Raw genomic sequence first — 17,131 nt, 5'->3', positions numbered from 1 at the left:
AAGCATTGAGCGTTAAAAATAGCGAAAGTACGTCAAGTATTCCTTTTCAGAAAAGAAAATCTTGTGATTTCGGGGTTCGGCCGATTTCGTGTATTTTTGAAATTCTGAAAGAAAGATTGATGCACGTGAAAACTCCCAGGCGACTGAAACAATTATTTGGAAAACGCTGGCTGCTCCTTTGGCTGGCGGTGCTTACGTTTTTACTGACCGAGTTGTTGGCTGCGTTTCCTACTGTTTCCGAGTGGGTTTATGCGCGTGGAATTTATCCGCACCTTGCTATACTTTTGTCGGGCTTCAGTCGCTGGTTCCCTTTTTCGCTGGATGACCTCTTGTATGTTTCGCTGATTTTGCTGGGGTTGGTTAGTCTGATAAGCCTGATCCTTCGACGCATCAACTGGCGTGGCTTCCTCCGGTTTTGGGTGAACACACTGGCTCTCTTCTACATCTTGTTTTATTGGTTGTGGGGCTTTAACTATTACCGGCAAGGCTTGAATGAACGTCTGGAAATAGCCGAAAGCCAGGCAGACACTGAGGCTTTTGTGGAGGTTTTGGAGGCATTGATTATTAAAACCAATCGCACCTATTTACCGGTTGATTCCATTGATTTCGACTGGGTTGATGAACGGGTGGAGAACTCGTACGGGCAATTGGCCCCTTTCCTTGGGATTTCATACCCGGCCGGTGTGCGGCGGGCCAAAGCGATTACCTTTAGCGGCTTTTTTGCCAAAGCGGGCATTTCGGGTTATTATGGGCCGTTTTTTAATGAAGTGCAGGTTAACAGGCACTTGCTGCCGGTGGAGTACCCCCTGGTGTTGGCTCATGAAAAGGCGCATCAGCTGGGCATAACGAGCGAGGCGGAGGCGAACTTTTACGCTTGGCTAGTCTGCTCCCAGAGTCCGGACCAACTGTTGCAATACAGCGCCAACCTGTATGTGTTGCGTTACTTTTTATACCAGGCGTACCAGCTGGACGCTTATGCCGGGTTGGTGAAAAAGATTGATGAACCGGTGAAAGCGGATTTTCGGCGTATCCGGCAGCATTGGCTGAGTTGGCGCAACGAGAAGATTGACCAATACGCTTCGAAAGTGAATGATGCCTATTTGAAAACCAATAAAGTAGAAAAGGGTATTGAGGACTATACCGGTGTTGTGAAGTTTGTGATGGACTTTTCAACCGATTCGCTGGCAACCCAACGGGTGAGCCAGTTGTTAAAACCAGACAAAGATTAAAAGAAATGAATGAATTGATCCCCATACATGCCGGTCACTTTTCATGTGATGGCGGCGCTCTGTTTAGTGTGATTCCAAAACCGTTGTGGTCGCGGGTTTATCCGGCCGATGAAAATAATGTAACCCGGCTGACCATGCGCTGTTTGTTGGTAAAGCAAGGCGATCGGAACATTCTAATAGAAGCTGGCGTAGGCAATCATTATCCCGAAAAGGTCAGGCAGAATAATGGTCATGAGGAAACCGATGTGCTTGCTCAGTCGCTTCAACAACAAGGTCTGTCAACGGATGACATTACGGATGTGGTGTTTACACACCTGCATTGGGACCATTGTAACGGGGCTGTTTTAAAGGAAGGTGGCCGGTTGCAGCTGGTGTTTCCCAATGCCACGCACTGGTGCAGCCAACGCCAGTGGGAGCATGTGCCTCAAGCCAGCGTGCGGGAACAGGCTGCTTTTTATCCCGAGATTTTGAATTTTCTGAAAAACGAAGGCAACTTGCAGCTGGTGGAGCAGGAAGGGGAGCTCTTCCCCGGATTCAGTGTGCGTTTGTTTGATGGACACACCCCCGGCCAGCTAATTCCTTTGGTTGAATCGGATGGTAAAACCTATGTTTACACGGCTGATCTCATTCCAACAACAGCGCATATTCCTATCGTGTGGCTGGCTTCTTACGATTTATATCCGGTTACGGCAATGGAAGAAAAAGCGTCTTTTCTAAAAGAGGTGGCTGAGAAAAACTACATCCTGTTTTTTGAGCATGACTATTATACCGAATGTGCCACGGTGGAATGGACCGCAAAAGGACCTAAGCTGAAAGAGAGCTTCCCTTTCCGGATTTGATCCAACTTAGTTGATGGATTGTGTTGATCTGCTGACGATAAGAGTTTCTGGTATTTGTGTTGTGAAGCAGCTCTTAAAGGATGGAATTCTGAAACTTAGGATTTTTTCCTATTTTTGAAACCTGAAAATCCGTTAAAAATAAAGAGGAAAATTAACGAAAGTGGATTGCCGGAGCATCACTTTCAAGTTTATGAATTTTTAGTTGTTTCATGCCCGAGCCGATCAAGTACATAAAAACAAAGACATTTGTTCTCAATACAATAGACTGGTTTTATCCACTCTTTCGTCCTATTCTTGATTTGCAAACCTTTCGCTATCTGGCGGTGGGAGGATCAAATACCTTGCTGGACATTTTCCTGTACTTTATCTCCTACAACTTCATTATCGACAAGCAGGTGATTTATTTGTCTTCGCAGGTGGCTATCAGCCCGCACATCGCGGCTTTTATCATTGCGTTTCTGGTCACCTTCCCGCTGGGATTTATGCTGATGCGTGGCTTGGTCTTTCCGGAATCGGTAATCCGGGGGCGTGTTCAGCTAGTCCGTTATTTTTCGGTGGCGATGCTGAATATTGTGTTGAACTATGTGCTGTTGCGGGTTTTAGTTGAGCAATTTCACTTCTTCCCAACGCTTTCAAAGATTATTACTACTGGCATCGTGATTATTGTCAGTTACCTGCTGCAGCGTTTTTTTACCTTTAAGTCCTAACGGAAAAGAAACTCCTTACCGTCACATTTTTTGCTACAGACTCAGCTTGGTTTGATCTTACATCCAGTTTGTTCCATTAACTCAAATACCCTTGTTTGTTGAACCAGTTGAGGGCATCGTGGATGGCCTGCTCGATGGGCGTTTGTGGAAGTTGCAGTTCGCGCACTGCTTTGGCGGGCGAGTAATAATTGTCCGCCTGGAGCAAAGCAGCATTGATGGAATTGAGTTTGGCGGGTTTGCCGGTTAGGTTTTCATAGCAGGAACCAGCAGTTCCGGCTAATGACAGCAGTGGCTTGGGGATTTTGATGAGTCGTTTGGGGTAGGTTGAAACAGCCTGCATCTTTTTAAAAAAGGCTTCATAGCTTAAATTCTCATGGGCTAGCAGGTAGCAAGCGCCGGCTTGTCCTCGTTCGATGGCATTGACAATGCCGGTTGCAACATCGTCTACATGAACAAAATTCTTTCCTCCGGAAGGGCAGGGCATCCGTTTTTTTCCATAGGCCATCATTAGCAACTGGCCCGAGCTGGGCTTGGCATCGTATTTCCCCAACATAAAGGTGGGATTGACCACCGTTACCGGGAAACCATGTTTTTGATGAAAGTTCAGGGCCAGTTGCTGAGCTTCAAACTTGCTGCGCATATAGCCCGACCGGTGCTGCGGGGGGGTGAATGGAGTGGATTCGTTGCCCGGATTAGTTTTAGAGCCCGGACCAAAAGCGTTGGCTGAGCCCACCAGGATGAATCGGTCTACGCCGGCTAGCCGACTTTCTTCCAGCATCCGTTGCACGCCATCCACATTTGTTGCTTTGTAGTGTTCGTAGGATGATGGCCATTGCGATGTGTTGGCTGCTGCATGAATTACAATTTGACACCCGTTCAGCGCTTGTTGTACGTGCGCAGCATTTGTAAAATCCCCTTTAAACAGTTCCGGACGAACTCCCTCCAGCGAACGCAGGTTGCTATTTTCACGAACCATGGCTTTAACCTTGTAGCCGGCTTGCAGCAGCTTTCTGGTCAGGTTGCTGCCAAGCAGGCTGTTTGCTCCGGTTACGAGTACCTTCATAATTGTGGGTTTTACGGTTTTCGCGTTTAAAGATTTGGGTTCCGACAGAGATTCTGAAATTTTCTGAAACTGCCCGGATAAAAAAAGCGTTGAGTCGGTTCATTATGCCGGGGATGATGACTGATTTGCCTCGCAGCATCTTTTTTATTGCAATTCGAGCAACTTCTTCCGGAGTCATAATGGAAAGCTTGATGTAGAAACTTTGCACTTCAATGCGCTTGCTTACATCCGAGTTAGTCATGATGGGGCCTGGGTTTAACACGCTTACCCGGACATTCGTGTCTTGGAGCTCGGCTTCCAGTCCGCGGGTAAAATGGTGGATGAAAGCCTTGGTGGCTGGGTAAATCGTTTTGTAAGGAACCGGAGAGAAAGCAGCTAGGCTGGAGACGTTTAAAATATGCGCAGACTTATGTTGCTTCAAACTGGGCAGTAGCAAACGAGTAAGGAGGGTCATTGCCCGGATGTTGAGTTGAATCATATCGTCGAGGTAGGTCGTAGTGGAATCAATAAAATGCTGAGTACCTCCAATTCCTGCATTGTTGATCAGAGTGTTGACTGAAAAGTTGGTGGTGGCCCACTGGGCGAACTCTTCAACGGCCAGCCGATTGGTGAGATCTGTTTCTTTGTAAAAAACCTCTACCCCATGGTCTTGCCTGAGTTGTCTGGTTAAGTCCTCCAGATTCTCGTTGGGCAAGGAGCTTAGAATCAGGTTCATCTTTCTTTGAGCGCATTCCTGGGCAAAGGCTTTTCCAAGGCCTGTGCTCGCTCCTGTAATTAGCGTATATTGTGAATTTGGGTCTTTCATACTTATTTTTTCTTTGCATTTTTGATTTTCATCGAGCTCTTTTCTTTTGTTTTTGAATTCATAAAGGGTTGCAGGCTGATTGAAATTTGGGCTCCATGTTTTCTGCTTTTATTCTGAAAAACCTGGAGATACTGTGATTAGTTATAGTACAACTCATAATGGGCAAGCTGCAAAAACCACACTAAAGGCATCGGAAGCAGAACTTTCGTTCGTTTAGGGGGCTTAATCAATTGAACGCAAAATTGTTTGTTAAATTATGGTCTGTTGGGCGTGGATAGCTTGGTTGCTGTTTTCTTGAGTCAGGTATTCTACGGATGTGGATAAAGCTACACGCTTAGTCCTGCTGATTTCGGGGAATTCTATTGTTGAAGAAATACATCTTAAAAAAAGGTTCTCGCAGTTCACGCAGGTTTTATTGCAGCTCAACAGATACTTTCAACAATATAAATCAGATCGTTTGCTTGTATTTATTATTAATTGTTGTTTTGTTACTGTAATCAGTTTTAAAAATTCCGATGTCTGTCAAACATAGCATGTTCAATACAACAAAACGAGATTATTTCATCACCGAGTTGGTGTTGGGATTTTTAATGATCAATGGGCTGCATTTTCTGATCAAGAACTACGATAGTTCGTTTGATGGCATTTGGGATTACAGTAGCCGGGGAATTTATTTTCACGTATTTTTTGTTGTCACCGGAGCGTTTTTTTGGCGCTTGGGCTTATGGCTGGCTAACAAAATAAAATCATCGGTTCTTGATAAATTGAATCGCTGGATGCGGACTATTCTAGGGGCGGTTCTATTTGCTGCTTATGGCGTGGTGGTTGCCATTAGTTTTGGGCGAATTTATTACGAGCTGTTTTATCGGCTGACCAAGCAGGAATTGATGTGGAAAGACTACAAAATCTTTGATCCAGACTTTTCACTGATTGTTTTGATTTTCTACTTTTTCATCGCTGCCGTGATTAACCTGGTTTACTATTTCCGAAATTGGAAAGAAGCTGAGCTGACGGCAGAGCGGTTGAAAAAGGAGAATATTCAATCGAAGTTTGAGGTTTTGAAGAATCAGATTGATCCTCATTTCTTTTTCAATAGCTTGAGTGTGTTGACTTCCCTGGTGTACAAGGATCCAAACCTTTCAGCTGAATACATCACGCAACTTTCAAAAATGTATCGCTATATTTTAGAAGGGAAGAACCAGAGCCTGGCCTCGGTGGGCGACGAGTTGAAATTTTTGAAATCGTACATTTTCCTGATCAATGTGCGGTACAATGAAAACATTCGCTTTGAGGTGGAGCTGAAGCATGATTTGAAAAACTCGGTTTATCTGCCAAAAAATTCACTGCAGATGTTGGTTGAGAACGCCATTAAGCACAATCGGTTTGATGATGAAAACCCGTTGGTGATAAATGTGTTTGCTGAAGAGAATTGCATTACGGTGAAGAATAATAAAAGCAAGCGCGATTTAATTGAGAGTTCTTCGAAAATAGGATTGGAGAATATAAAGAAGCGGTATGAATTGATTGGCAATCACGAATTGCAGGTTGAAGAGACCGATGAAACATTTACTGTAAAACTTCCAAAGTTATCGCAAAGTGAAGCTGGATATTTTGATATTTGAAGATGAGCAATTAAGCGCAGAGCGCTTGGAACAGTTACTAGCCCGCCTGGATCAAAACCTTGAGGTGGTTGAGGTGTTGAGCTCGGTTAAGCAAGGAGTGGCTTGGTTTAAGTCCAATCCAAACCCGGATTTGATTTTGATGGATATTCACCTGACAGATGGATCGTGCTTCGAGCTTTTTAATCAAGTGGTGATTGATGTTCCGGTGATTTTTACCACGGCTTATGACGAGTATGCCATCAAGGCGTTTAAGGTAAATAGCGTGGACTACATTTTGAAACCAATTGATTTTGAAGAGTTAGTTGCTGCTTTTGAGAAGTTTAATAAATATCGGAATCAACAGCCACAGGTGCAAAGTCAGCTCATTCAAACTTTGTATGAGCAAATCAGTAGGGAAGGGAAGTACAAGCAGCGTTTTTTGGTTAAGCTAGGGGAGCAGCTCAAGCGCATCGAAAGTAAGGATATTGCTTATTTCTTTTTTGAAGATGGTTTGGTTTGGGCCAATAGCAAATCGAACCTTAAGTTGCCGATGGATTATTCGCTGGAGCAGTTGGAGCAAATGCTTGATCCACGGGACTTTTTTCGGATCAACAGAAAAATGTTAATCAAACTTGAATCTGTAGAGAAGATTCATACTTATTACAATAGCCGGTTAAAATTGGTTCTTCAGCCCGATATGGGGAAAGACATCATTGTCAGTCGCGAACGGGTGAATGATTTTAAAGAGTGGATTGGATGATTCGACTTCGTATCAGGAATGATTAGAAGCTGAAGAGCGGAATCGGTAGCACGTTACCAAATGTAAATACAGAGATTTATTCTTGCAAAGGCAAAAAATGACCTGATGTGAGCAGGGATTGGTTTGCTTAAAAATGACATTCAGAAAACAATGATTCAAACAATTAAACAATGGTCAGAAAACTAGTTATTTTTCTAATTCTTTTAGGTGTCCAGACAAGTGCCTGGGCACAGGAAGGGCAGGTTGTTCGTGGTGAGGTGGTTGATGCCGTTACCCAGGCTCCACTGCCCGGAGCATCGGTTGTCGTATTGAACCGTGATCCTCAATTGGGGACCATTACGGATGAACATGGTAAATTCCGTTTGTGGGATATTCAGCCCGGGCGTTACGATTTGTTAGTGAGCTTTATTGGGTATGAAAACTATTTGTTTCGAGAGGTGCTTGTAGGTTCTGGTAAAGAGATTGTCTTGAAAGCTGCTTTACAGGAGTTAACGGAGCAGTTGGAGGAGGTGAAAATTGTTGCCCGAACGTCAAAAGAACAGCCGTTGAATACGATGGCTACTATTAGTGCACGCCAGTTAAGTGTTGAAGAAGCAAACAGGTATGCAGGAGGCTATGACGATCCTGCCCGCTTGGCTGGTTCGTTTGCGGGGGTGGCTTCCGAAATTGGGAACAATGGGATTGTGGTTCGGGGGAATTCTCCTCGTAACTTGTTGTGGCGCATGGAGGGCGTTGAAATTGCCAATCCAACGCACTTTGCCAATGTGATTGCTTTTGGAGCTGGAGGGATAACTGCGCTGTCCAGTCACATGTTAGCCAATTCGGACTTTTATACAGGAGCTTTTCCCGCGGAGTATGGTAATGCCTTGTCCGGAGTTTTTGATGTCCGGCTTCGAAATGGAAACAATGAAACTTATGAACACGCTTTTAAGGCCGGTGTTACGGGACTCGATTTTTCTTCGGAAGGACCGCTGAAAAAAGGCGGGGCATCCTACTTGTTTAACTATCGCTATTCAACCTATGCTTTGCTGGGATCGCTGATTCCGGAAGAAGCGGGCGATATTGGTTACCAGGATTTTTCATTTAAGCTGAATTTTCCGACGAAACGAATGGGGAACTTTACCCTTTGGGGAATTGGTGCTTTGGACGATCAGGAACGGGATCCAATGGAAGATCAGTCGGAGTGGGAAACGGTGCAGGATAAGGAAGGTTACGCTTTGGATTTGGCAACAGGAGCTATTGGCTTAACGCATAAAGTGTTGTTTAATCAAACCACTTATTTACATACCACTTTGGCAGCTTCGGGCAATCGTATCGAAACAGTATATGATGAGTTGGACGAAGGCATGGACCTTCAGCCCAAAGAACGAGTGAATAACAACACCTCGAAATATACTTTTACCAGTACACTAAACCATAAATTTGGTGTTCATCATGCCAACCGGACGGGGGTGGTGGTTAATCGGCACCATTACAATGTTGATAATCGGGAGGCAGCTGTTTTGGGGCAGCCATTGGTGGTTTTTGCCGACGAAGAGGGCGATGCTTCTTCTGTGCAAGCCTATTCGCAGTCCATGGTTAACCTGTCGGCCCAGGTAAAGCTGAATCTGGGGGTGCATCTGCATTATTTTAGTTTGAATGATGAGGTGAGCGTAGAGCCTCGAGTTGGCTTGAAGTGGCAGTTTAATCCCAATCAGTCATTAGGTTTTGCCTATGGTTTAAATAGCCGCATCGAGATGATTGGCTTTTACATGGCGCGTCAGCAAACGGACAATGGCATTATTCAGCCCAATAAAGACTTGAAAATGACGAAAGCCCACCATTGGGGATTGGCCTACGACATCAACCTGAACCGAAACACTCGTCTGAAAATTGAACCATACTTTCAGTATTTGTATGATGTGCCGGTTGTTCCGGATAGTTATTTCTCGCTGCAAAATCTGGAAATGGATTGGTTTTTCAACGAAACCTTGGTGAATGATGGAACAGGAACTAACCTTGGCGTTGATTTTACTTTGGAGCACTTCCTGACCAACGGCTTTTACTACCTGGCAACAGCATCGCTATTCGATTCAAAGTATAAAGGAGGCGATGGTATTGAGCGTAACAGCCTGTACAATAAGAATTATTTGTTGAACCTTTTGGCAGGTAAGGAATGGCAATTGGGGAAGAACGATGCCAACACCCTAAGTTTGAATGGACGCATGACCTGGATGGGAGGCGATCGCTATACGCCTTTGCTTGTGGATGAGTCGATGGAAAGTGGGGAGTTAACCTACGACTACTCGCGTGCATATACCAAACAGGAAGATCCGGCTTTGGTGGTTTCATTCAGCCTGTCATATCGGAAGAATAAACCAAAGCATGCAAGTATCTGGTCTTTCCATCTGCTAAATGCGTTGGGCAATGAGGAATACCGTGATTATGAGTTTAATTTGCAGAATGGGCGACCAGAAAAGCAGTTCGATCGAATTGTTGTACCTAATTTAAGTTACAAGATTGAATTTTAGAGTATTGTTGTAGAATTAGTGTCTTGAATACGACATGATCTTTATAGCGCCTTATTTATACCCATTAAAAATAAGGGGCATTTTTGAGATATCTAGATGACTGGATGTCTAAATAACTGAGTATCAAAACCTGATATTTGTTAGTTAAAGGTTAAAAACTTGTGAATTTTTGAGCAGTCCTTATGTAAAAAGACTAATTTTGCAGCCTGATTTTCTTAACAGTTACATTATGGCAGAAAAATATATCAAACTATTTAACGAGTTTCCTCCTGTCAGTACAGAGGCGTGGAAAGAAAAAGTGGTTGCCGATTTGAAAGGTGCCGACTTTGACCGCAAGCTGGTGTGGAGGACAAATGAGGGTTTTTCCGTTCAGCCTTATTACCGGCAGGAAGACCTGGAAAAGTTGGGATACCTTGATGCCCTCCCGGGTGAGTTTCCTTACGTGCGCGGAACCAAGACCAATAACAACGATTGGTATGTCCGTCAGAACATCGTAGTAAAAGATTTAGAAGAGTCCAACAAAAAAGCACTTGACGTTTTGATGAAAGGTGTGACTTCGTTGGGCTTTGTTTTTAATGACTGTGCAGAACTGACCGTTGCAGATCTTGGTGTTTTGTTGAAAGACATCTGTCTGGAGTCGGTAGAAGTAAACTTTGTTTGCAAATGCCAGACGTGCAACATTGCCGGCTTGTTTGCAGAGTATGTGTTGGCAGGCAAATGGGATCCTAAAAACGTGAACGCTTCCGTGTCTTACGATCCTTTTGGCAACTACCTGCTTTACGGTCGTATCAAAAATGGTGTTGAGCAAGCGATGACGCAAGCGCAAGACCTGATTGCCAAAACAGCTGAACTACCCAGCTACCGGGTATTGGCGGTTGATGGTAAAAACTATGGCAATGCCGGAGCTTCTGTTGTTCAGGAGTTGGCTTTTTCGCTGGCTCAGGGTGCTGAGTACCTTTCAAGCTTAAGCGAAGCTGGTGTGGCTGTTGAAGATGTGGCTAAAAACATCAAATTCAATTTGAGTGTGAGCGCCAACTACTTCATGGAAATTGCCAAACTACGTGCCGGTCGCCTGTTGTGGGCTCAAATTGTAAAAGCCTACGAACCCAAGTGCGAATGCGGCTGCAAAATGAAAGTTCATGCCGAAACCGGCAGCTGGAACAAAACATTCTACGATCCCTATGTCAACATGCTGCGTACCCAAACCGAAGCTATGAGTGCTGCTTTGGGTGGAGCTGATTCGATTACGGTGCTTCCGTTTAACGCGATCTACGAAGATCCGACAACATTCTCAGACCGGATTGCCCGTAACCAACAACTGTTATTGAAAGAAGAATCGCACTTCGACAAGATTGTTGATGCTGGTGCCGGTTCATACTATATTGAAGAATTGACTGCGTCGATTGCTGATGAGGCTTGGAAGCTGTTCCTGGAAGTTCAGGATAATGGTGGTTTCCTGGCTGCAGCAAAAGCTGGATTTATTCAAACAAAAGTGAAAGAAATGGCTGCCAAGCGGGATTTAAACGTGGCTACCCGTCGCGAAAATCTGCTGGGTATTAATCAATTCCCGAACTTCACCGAGCGTTTAGAAAAACCAGAAGCTGTTGAGGACGCGTTGAAACCGATGGACCTGACTGCTGAGGACGCTGAAATTGAAACCTTGAAACCTTATCGTGGTGCTCAGGCGTTTGAAGCAATCCGTGTTGCTACGGATAAATATGCCGAGAACAACAAGCGTCCGTTGGCTTTCATGCTTACTGTTGGTAACCTGAACTTCCGCAAAGCAAGGGCTCAGTTTGCCTGTAACTTCTTTGCTGTTGCCGGTTACGAAGTAAAAGACAACAACGGTTTTGCTACGGTTGAAGAAGGTGTGGCTGCTGCCAAAGAAGCCGGCGCTGATATCGTGGTGATTTGTAGCTCTGATGATGAATATGCTGAAATGGCTCCTGCTGCTTTCGAAGCCATCAATGGTGAAGCAATCTTTGTTGTTGCCGGCGCTCCTGCTTGCACCGACGAGCTGAAAGCCAAAGGCATTGAAAACTTCATTCATGTGAAAAGCAATTTGCTGGAAGAATTGAAGGCGTATCAAAGCAAACTTGGAATTTAAACCTAACGCAAAGACACAGAGACGCTAAGATGATTTCAAAAATTGAATATGAAGAAATTGGGAGAAAAATAGTCCATGCATCTTATGAAGTGCATCGTGAACTTGGTCCCGGTTTGTTGGAATCAGTTTATGAAGTTTGTCTGGCCGAAGAACTGAGAAATCTTCATTTAGAGGTTGAAAGGCAAGTTAAACTGCCAGTGATTTTTAAAGGAAAGGTTCTCGAGAAGGAGTTTTTTATTGATTTGTTAGTTGAAAAGTCGATAGTCATTGAGCTTAAAGCCGTGGAAATTATCTTACCGGTGCACGAAGTTCAGTTATTGACCTACATGAAATTAGCCAATATGAAACTTGGATATTTAATAAATTTCAATGTCCCATTAATTAAAATTGGGATAAAACGAAAAGTAAACAACTATTTTGTTTAATTCTTGGCGACTTAGCGTCTTCGCGTTTAAAAGTTTTTAATATGAAACCAAATTTTAAAAATATCAATATAAAGACAGCTGCTGCCCAGCCAGAGGCGGGTGAGTGGGCTGCTCAAAACAAAATTGAAAAAGACTGGGTGACTCCGGAGCAAATTCCGGTGAAGCCAGTGTATACCAAAGAAGATTTGGAAGGCATGGAGCATTTGAACTATGCGGCCGGTTTGCCACCATTCCTTCGCGGACCTTACTCAGCCATGTATGCCATGCGTCCTTGGACCATTCGTCAGTATGCCGGATTCTCAACAGCTGAAGAGTCGAACGCGTTTTACCGTCGTAACCTGGCAGCCGGACAAAAAGGGCTTTCCGTAGCTTTTGACTTGGCAACGCACCGCGGCTATGACTCGGATCACCCACGTGTGGTTGGTGATGTGGGTAAAGCAGGTGTGGCTATCGACTCGATTCTGGATATGAAAATCCTGTTCGACCAGATTCCATTGGATAAAATGTCTGTATCAATGACCATGAACGGAGCGGTGCTTCCGGTAATGGCTTTCTACATTGTTACAGCATTGGAGCAAGGCGCTACGCTGGATCAGCTTTCGGGAACCATTCAGAATGATATTCTGAAAGAATTCATGGTGCGGAACACCTACATTTACCCACCGGAGTTTTCCATGAAAGTGATTGCTGACATTTTTGAGTTCACGTCGCAAAAAATGCCAAAGTTCAACTCCATCTCTATTTCGGGTTACCACATGCAGGAAGCTGGTGCAACGGCCGATATTGAAATGGCTTACACGCTGGCAGATGGTTTGGAATACCTGCGAACAGGTATCAAAGCCGGATTGGATGTGGATGCCTTTGCACCACGTCTGTCTTTCTTCTGGGCCGTTGGAATGAACCACTTCATGGAGATTGCTAAAATGCGTGCTGCTCGTATGATTTGGGCTAAATTGGTGAAACAATTCAATCCTAAAAACCCAAAATCGATGGCTTTGCGTACGCACTCGCAAACGTCGGGTTGGTCGTTGACTGAGCAGGATCCGTTTAACAACGTAGGTCGTACAGCTATTGAAGCGATGGCGGCTACTTTGGGTCACACGCAGTCGTTGCACACCAACGCGCTGGACGAAGCGATTGCTTTGCCAACCGATTTCTCTGCACGTATTGCACGTAACACGCAGCTGTACATCCAGCAGGAAACTGAAATTTGCCGTGGAGCCGATCCATGGGCTGGTTCGTACTATGTGGAGTCATTGACGCAAGAGTTGTACACCAAAGCCTGGGCTTTGATTGAAGAGGTTGAGAAACTGGGAGGTATGTCGAAAGCCGTTGAGACTGGTGTTCCAAAAATGCGAATTGAAGAAGCTGCTGCCCGTGCTCAGGGACGTATTGACAGTGGTGCTCAAACCATTGTTGGTGTGAATAAATACCGATTGGAAAAAGAAGATCCGATTGATATTTTGGACATTGACAATACGGCTGTTCGTTTGTCACAAATTGACCGGTTGAAGAAACTGCGTGGTGAGCGTAACGAAGAAGAAGTGAAACAAGCTTTGGCAGCCATTACCAAATGTGCTGAAACTGGCGAAGGTAACTTGCTTGACCTTTCGGTTAAAGCCGCGCAAAAACGTGCTTCGTTGGGTGAAATTTCAGATGCCTGCGAAAAAATCGTAGGACGTTATAAAGCTGTAATCAGAACAATATCAGGCGTGTATTCATCAGAAAGTAAACAAGATAAAACCTTCGCTGAAGCTCAGAAATTGGCGAAGAAATTTGCTGAGCTGGAAGGTCGTCAGCCACGGATCATGATTGCCAAAATGGGGCAGGATGGTCACGATCGCGGCGCTAAAGTAGTAGCAACCGGTTATGCCGACCTTGGTTTCGATGTGGATATGGGGCCGCTGTTCCAAACTCCGGAAGAAGCTGCCAAGCAAGCCGTTGAAAACGACGTACACGTGATGGGTGTTTCTTCTCTGGCTGCCGGACACAAAACATTGGTGCCTGCCGTAATTGCTGAGTTGAAAAAACTGGGTCGCGAAGACATCATGGTGATTGCCGGTGGTGTAATTCCTGCTCAGGATTATCAATACCTGTACGATGCTGGTGTTGTTGCGATCTTCGGACCTGGTACAAGTGTATCAGCTGCCGGTAAAAAAATCCTTGAGATTTTGATTTCAACGCACGAAGAATAGAAAGCTGACTGTTATTGAGCAGCTGACTCCGAGTCACCTGCTCAATTCACCATATAAAAAGCCATTTCCGAGAGGGAGTGGCTTTTTTGGGTAAAGCAGTTTCCAAGCCGCTTGACGGCGAATCGGAATTCGCTGCATTCTGGATGCGGCCTACTTTGTTTCGTTGTCCTGAGCGTCGTGAGAGAATTTATTAATGGATTTTAACCTGTTCGGGAATTAATCTGAAATGCTTGTTGTCCTTTTTTAATCCAAATAGTTTCACATTTTTGTATTTAGAATTAGAAAGGATTTTCTTAATCTCGTCAACCTTTTCAAGCTCAAATTTGCATCCTAGGTATACTTCCTCCAAGCATTCAGGTATAAATTTTTTTACAATGTAGTCCGGTAGGATTTTCTCGGGGGATAAATGTATAAATCTAAGTTCTCCTTCCTTTGCCCATTGAGATGACTTAGTTCCCAAAAAGTACTTTGAAGCTAATTTTTTGCTACCGTTCAATTTGTTTCTTATGTAGTTAAAATCAGGTATTTTATTGTCATTACAATATTCTACAAGAATTGGTTGGATGTGGTTTGTTAAGAAGTTTTCTACGAGGAGTTTGCCATTAAACTTCAGGCAAATGCCAGCATGTTTATCTGCATAATTGGACCAAAACAGAGAGTTGAAAAATAACCGTTCTTCCGAGGCAATTGTGAAACATGAAAATCGGCGATGATCATAAATTAATGATTCAATCTCACTTTTTGCTTTTTGTGGATTCAGGGCTAGCTCTTTTGCACGTTTTGCAATGAATGCCGGAGAACCAAGGTGATCTTTGGGAGGAAATTTTAAAAGGTATTTTTGCCATTCTCCTTCAGAACAAAGATTAATGGGGAGGTTGCAATCGAATGGATCATTGAAGTTTCTTCTGTCTCCAAATGAAATTGTATTGTCTTTTAGATTTCTTATTACATGGCAATCATATTTTCGAAACTGTAAGAGTCCCTTTTCAAAAACTTCTTTTGGGATAGATGGTTTTTCGTTGGCCATTTTTCTTTTAAAGCTACAAAAACATTGTAATATGCGTAAAGCTCGTGCTTTTACTTGGTTTGAGCGGATGCAATTATCTTATTTCATAAACGAATAGCCAACAGCGATACCCAGAAAGGGATCAATAGCATGATCACTCCATAGGTTGGGGGATGAATAATTGATGACAGGTCCTGCATTCAGGCGAACGAGCAGGCCATTGGTTTTTGGTCTGAACCGAATGCCTAAGGGAATGTATGAAACTAGAAGATCTTCTTTTTCCACGCAATCAGGTTCGTCGAAAAACCAGGAGATTGTTTCATCCCGAATATGTAAATAAGTCAGACTGAAGCCAATTTCACCGCTAACTCTGGTCTTCTCGCCCCATATATAATTCAACTCTGTCGGCACTGAAAAAACAGATGTTGTGCCAAACAGGTCAATGGCAAGCCCACCGGCTCCAATCCGTAAGCCTAAGCCGGATATACGCTCTTTTTTTAGTCTGAATTCGTAGTTGACGGTTAATGCGCAGCCGCTGCCGGCAAATTCAAGGTAAACGCTTTGGCTTCGTTTGGCGGCATTGGTTTCTTCCTGAGCCTTTAGGGGAGTGGTGCTCAAAAGCAGGCATGAGAGCGTAAGCAGGGCAAGATTTCTTTTCATGATATGCTATTCTAAAACTAAAACCGATAAGCGGATAAAGTATGCTTCGATACAGTTGCAGAATCAGCTTTTGATTGCTCGGGAGCATTGCATGCAAAGTAGAATACGCTTTTTACCAGGATATTGTTTGACTTTGGGAAATAGTGGTGCCGATTGAGAAAGGCTTTGAGGGAGAATAAAAGATAAAACAGTCCGTTGAAATACATAATTACTTGGCATCCAAATTAGTATGTCGTAACTTCTTTCGAATTTTTAAATGATGTACTATGAAAAAGAAATTGAACATTGGTATGCTTGTTCTGGCAATTACGGTTTTGCTGGGACTTGCAAGTTGTCAGAAGGACGATTGGATTGATTCTTCAGAGCTGAAGAATGCCTCTGGGCTTAGCTTGAAAAATGCAACGATGAACACCTTTTACAGTTCAACACAGCCTTTGGGGAGGGGAACTGCACGGGCCTGGGTGCGGGTAAATAAGGAGGGTGATCCTTTGGCGGTAGGAGTTGACTTGTCCGAAAAGGCCTTAATGGGTTTGCCTGATGAGATGGTTCAGTTGGTTTTGAAGTTGCCAAAAACCAAAGGGCACCAGTTTTATACCCATGCGCTGGTAGATTGGAACCCGGAGGGACATGAACCGCCTGGAATATACGATACCCCGCATTTTGATTTCCATTTTTATACCTTGGGAAATGAAGCGCGTATGGCTATTCCAGCTATGGATCCGCCGTATGAAGATCTGAAGCCAGCTGCGATGTATGTGCCTGAAAATTACATGGAGTTACCGGGACTCGTGCCGGGGATGGGTGCACATTGGGTTGATGTAACTTCACCTGAATTGAGTGGAGTGCCTTTTACCTACACGTTCATCTGGGGGTCTTATCAGGGGCATTTTATTTTCTGGGAGCCGATGATTACCCGTGCTTACCTGATGAGTATGCCGGATGATCTTATCCCCATTCCGCAGCCGGAAGCTTATGAAATGGCGGGTTGGTATGCGACCGATTACAGTATCCGGTTCTCAGAAAAACCGAATCAATACACGGTGGCGTTGGAAAATCTGATGTATCATGACGCGGAGTAGTGCGATCGTATCAGACAGACTAAAAACATGAAAGTCATTCCTTAAGAGAATGGCTTTTGTTTTGGTGGGTGTGCCGGCAATTTTTAAAGCATAAAAAATGCGGTCTCTTGTGGATAACCGCATTGGAAAAAAAGTTTTGGGACTT

The 17,131-nt window shown here is 44.2% G+C and carries 14 protein-coding genes; 10 read left to right on the top strand and 4 right to left on the bottom strand.

The genetic code is table 11. The features are described from left to right. Positions 1 to 119: 119 nt before the first annotated feature. The 3 genes from ACRD6K_RS05955 to ACRD6K_RS05945 all read left to right on the top strand — a co-directional run bounded on the left by ACRD6K_RS05955 (position 120) and on the right by ACRD6K_RS05945 (position 2,775). Positions 120 to 1,229 (top strand): DUF3810 domain-containing protein, encoded by a 1,110-nt coding sequence (locus ACRD6K_RS05955; RefSeq protein WP_430972487.1) that lies wholly within the window; start codon positions 120 to 122, stop codon positions 1,227 to 1,229. Between the two features lie 5 nt (positions 1,230 to 1,234). Continuing rightward, the gene (locus ACRD6K_RS05950; protein WP_430972486.1) at positions 1,235 to 2,068 is read left to right on the top strand and encodes an MBL fold metallo-hydrolase; all 834 of its coding nucleotides are present in this window, start codon (positions 1,235 to 1,237) and stop codon (positions 2,066 to 2,068) included. Positions 2,069 to 2,277: 209 nt separating this feature from the next. Beyond that, positions 2,278 to 2,775, top strand: a complete 498-nt coding sequence (locus ACRD6K_RS05945; protein WP_430972485.1) for a GtrA family protein — start codon at positions 2,278 to 2,280, stop codon at positions 2,773 to 2,775. A 76-nt stretch (positions 2,776 to 2,851) separates the two neighbouring features. Here ACRD6K_RS05945 and ACRD6K_RS05940 read toward each other — a convergent pair whose 3' ends face one another. Together ACRD6K_RS05940 and ACRD6K_RS05935 are read right to left on the bottom strand one after the other, a co-directional pair. Next, positions 2,852 to 3,838 (bottom strand): NAD-dependent epimerase/dehydratase family protein, encoded by a 987-nt coding sequence (locus ACRD6K_RS05940; protein ID WP_430972484.1) that lies wholly within the window; start codon positions 3,836 to 3,838, stop codon positions 2,852 to 2,854. After that, positions 3,756 to 4,643 carry an SDR family NAD(P)-dependent oxidoreductase gene (locus ACRD6K_RS05935; protein ID WP_430972483.1) on the bottom strand — a complete coding sequence of 296 codons (888 nt, stop codon included), beginning with the start codon at positions 4,641 to 4,643 and terminating at the stop codon, positions 3,756 to 3,758. Before ACRD6K_RS05935 ends, ACRD6K_RS05940 begins: the two co-directional genes overlap by 83 nt. 533 nt (positions 4,644 to 5,176) lie before the next feature. Between ACRD6K_RS05935 and ACRD6K_RS05930 the strand changes: the two genes are divergently transcribed. The 6 genes from ACRD6K_RS05930 (at position 5,177) to scpA (ending at position 14,241) form a co-directional block, all read left to right on the top strand. Beyond that, positions 5,177 to 6,265, top strand: a complete 1,089-nt coding sequence (locus ACRD6K_RS05930; RefSeq protein WP_430972482.1) for a sensor histidine kinase — start codon at positions 5,177 to 5,179, stop codon at positions 6,263 to 6,265. Further along, positions 6,240 to 7,004, top strand: a complete 765-nt coding sequence (locus ACRD6K_RS05925; RefSeq protein ID WP_430972481.1) for a LytR/AlgR family response regulator transcription factor — start codon at positions 6,240 to 6,242, stop codon at positions 7,002 to 7,004. The genes ACRD6K_RS05930 and ACRD6K_RS05925 overlap by 26 nt, the downstream gene beginning before the upstream one ends. A gap of 170 nt (positions 7,005 to 7,174) precedes the next feature. Continuing rightward, the gene (locus ACRD6K_RS05920; RefSeq protein WP_430972480.1) at positions 7,175 to 9,514 is read left to right on the top strand and encodes a TonB-dependent receptor; all 2,340 of its coding nucleotides are present in this window, start codon (positions 7,175 to 7,177) and stop codon (positions 9,512 to 9,514) included. 229 nt (positions 9,515 to 9,743) lie between these two features. After that, positions 9,744 to 11,621: a methylmalonyl-CoA mutase small subunit gene (mutA, locus tag ACRD6K_RS05915; RefSeq protein ID WP_430972479.1), complete on the top strand. Its 1,878-nt coding sequence runs from the start codon at positions 9,744 to 9,746 to the stop codon at positions 11,619 to 11,621. 29 nt (positions 11,622 to 11,650) lie between these two features. Next, a complete protein-coding gene (locus tag ACRD6K_RS05910) occupies positions 11,651 to 12,046 on the top strand; it encodes a GxxExxY protein (RefSeq protein ID WP_430972478.1) in 396 nt (131 codons plus the stop codon). Between the two features lie 41 nt (positions 12,047 to 12,087). Next, positions 12,088 to 14,241, top strand: coding sequence for a methylmalonyl-CoA mutase (gene scpA / locus ACRD6K_RS05905; RefSeq protein WP_430972477.1), 2,154 nt, complete (start codon positions 12,088 to 12,090; stop codon positions 14,239 to 14,241). Positions 14,242 to 14,431: 190 nt separating this feature from the next. On the opposite strand, the gene ACRD6K_RS05900 is transcribed toward scpA, so the two are convergent. Both ACRD6K_RS05900 and ACRD6K_RS05895 read right to left on the bottom strand, forming a co-directional pair. After that, the gene (locus tag ACRD6K_RS05900) at positions 14,432 to 15,268 is read right to left on the bottom strand and encodes a DUF2971 domain-containing protein (RefSeq protein ID WP_430972476.1); all 837 of its coding nucleotides are present in this window, start codon (positions 15,266 to 15,268) and stop codon (positions 14,432 to 14,434) included. 78 nt (positions 15,269 to 15,346) lie between these two features. Next, the gene (locus ACRD6K_RS05895; RefSeq protein ID WP_430972475.1) at positions 15,347 to 15,907 is read right to left on the bottom strand and encodes a hypothetical protein; all 561 of its coding nucleotides are present in this window, start codon (positions 15,905 to 15,907) and stop codon (positions 15,347 to 15,349) included. Positions 15,908 to 16,173: 266 nt separating this feature from the next. On the opposite strand from ACRD6K_RS05895, the gene ACRD6K_RS05890 reads away from it, so the two are divergent. Then, complete coding sequence (locus ACRD6K_RS05890) at positions 16,174 to 16,986, top strand: DUF5602 domain-containing protein (RefSeq protein ID WP_430972474.1); 813 nt, start codon at positions 16,174 to 16,176, stop codon at positions 16,984 to 16,986. The last annotated feature ends 145 nt before the right edge of the window (positions 16,987 to 17,131 follow it).

Origin of the sequence: Sunxiuqinia rutila, from assembly GCF_050589705.1 — a bacterium.
Taxonomy (GTDB): Bacteria; Bacteroidota; Bacteroidia; order Bacteroidales; family Prolixibacteraceae; genus Sunxiuqinia; species Sunxiuqinia rutila.
The sequence above is the reverse complement of the archived record's forward strand: the minus strand, read 5'-3'. Positions and strand labels throughout refer to the sequence as shown.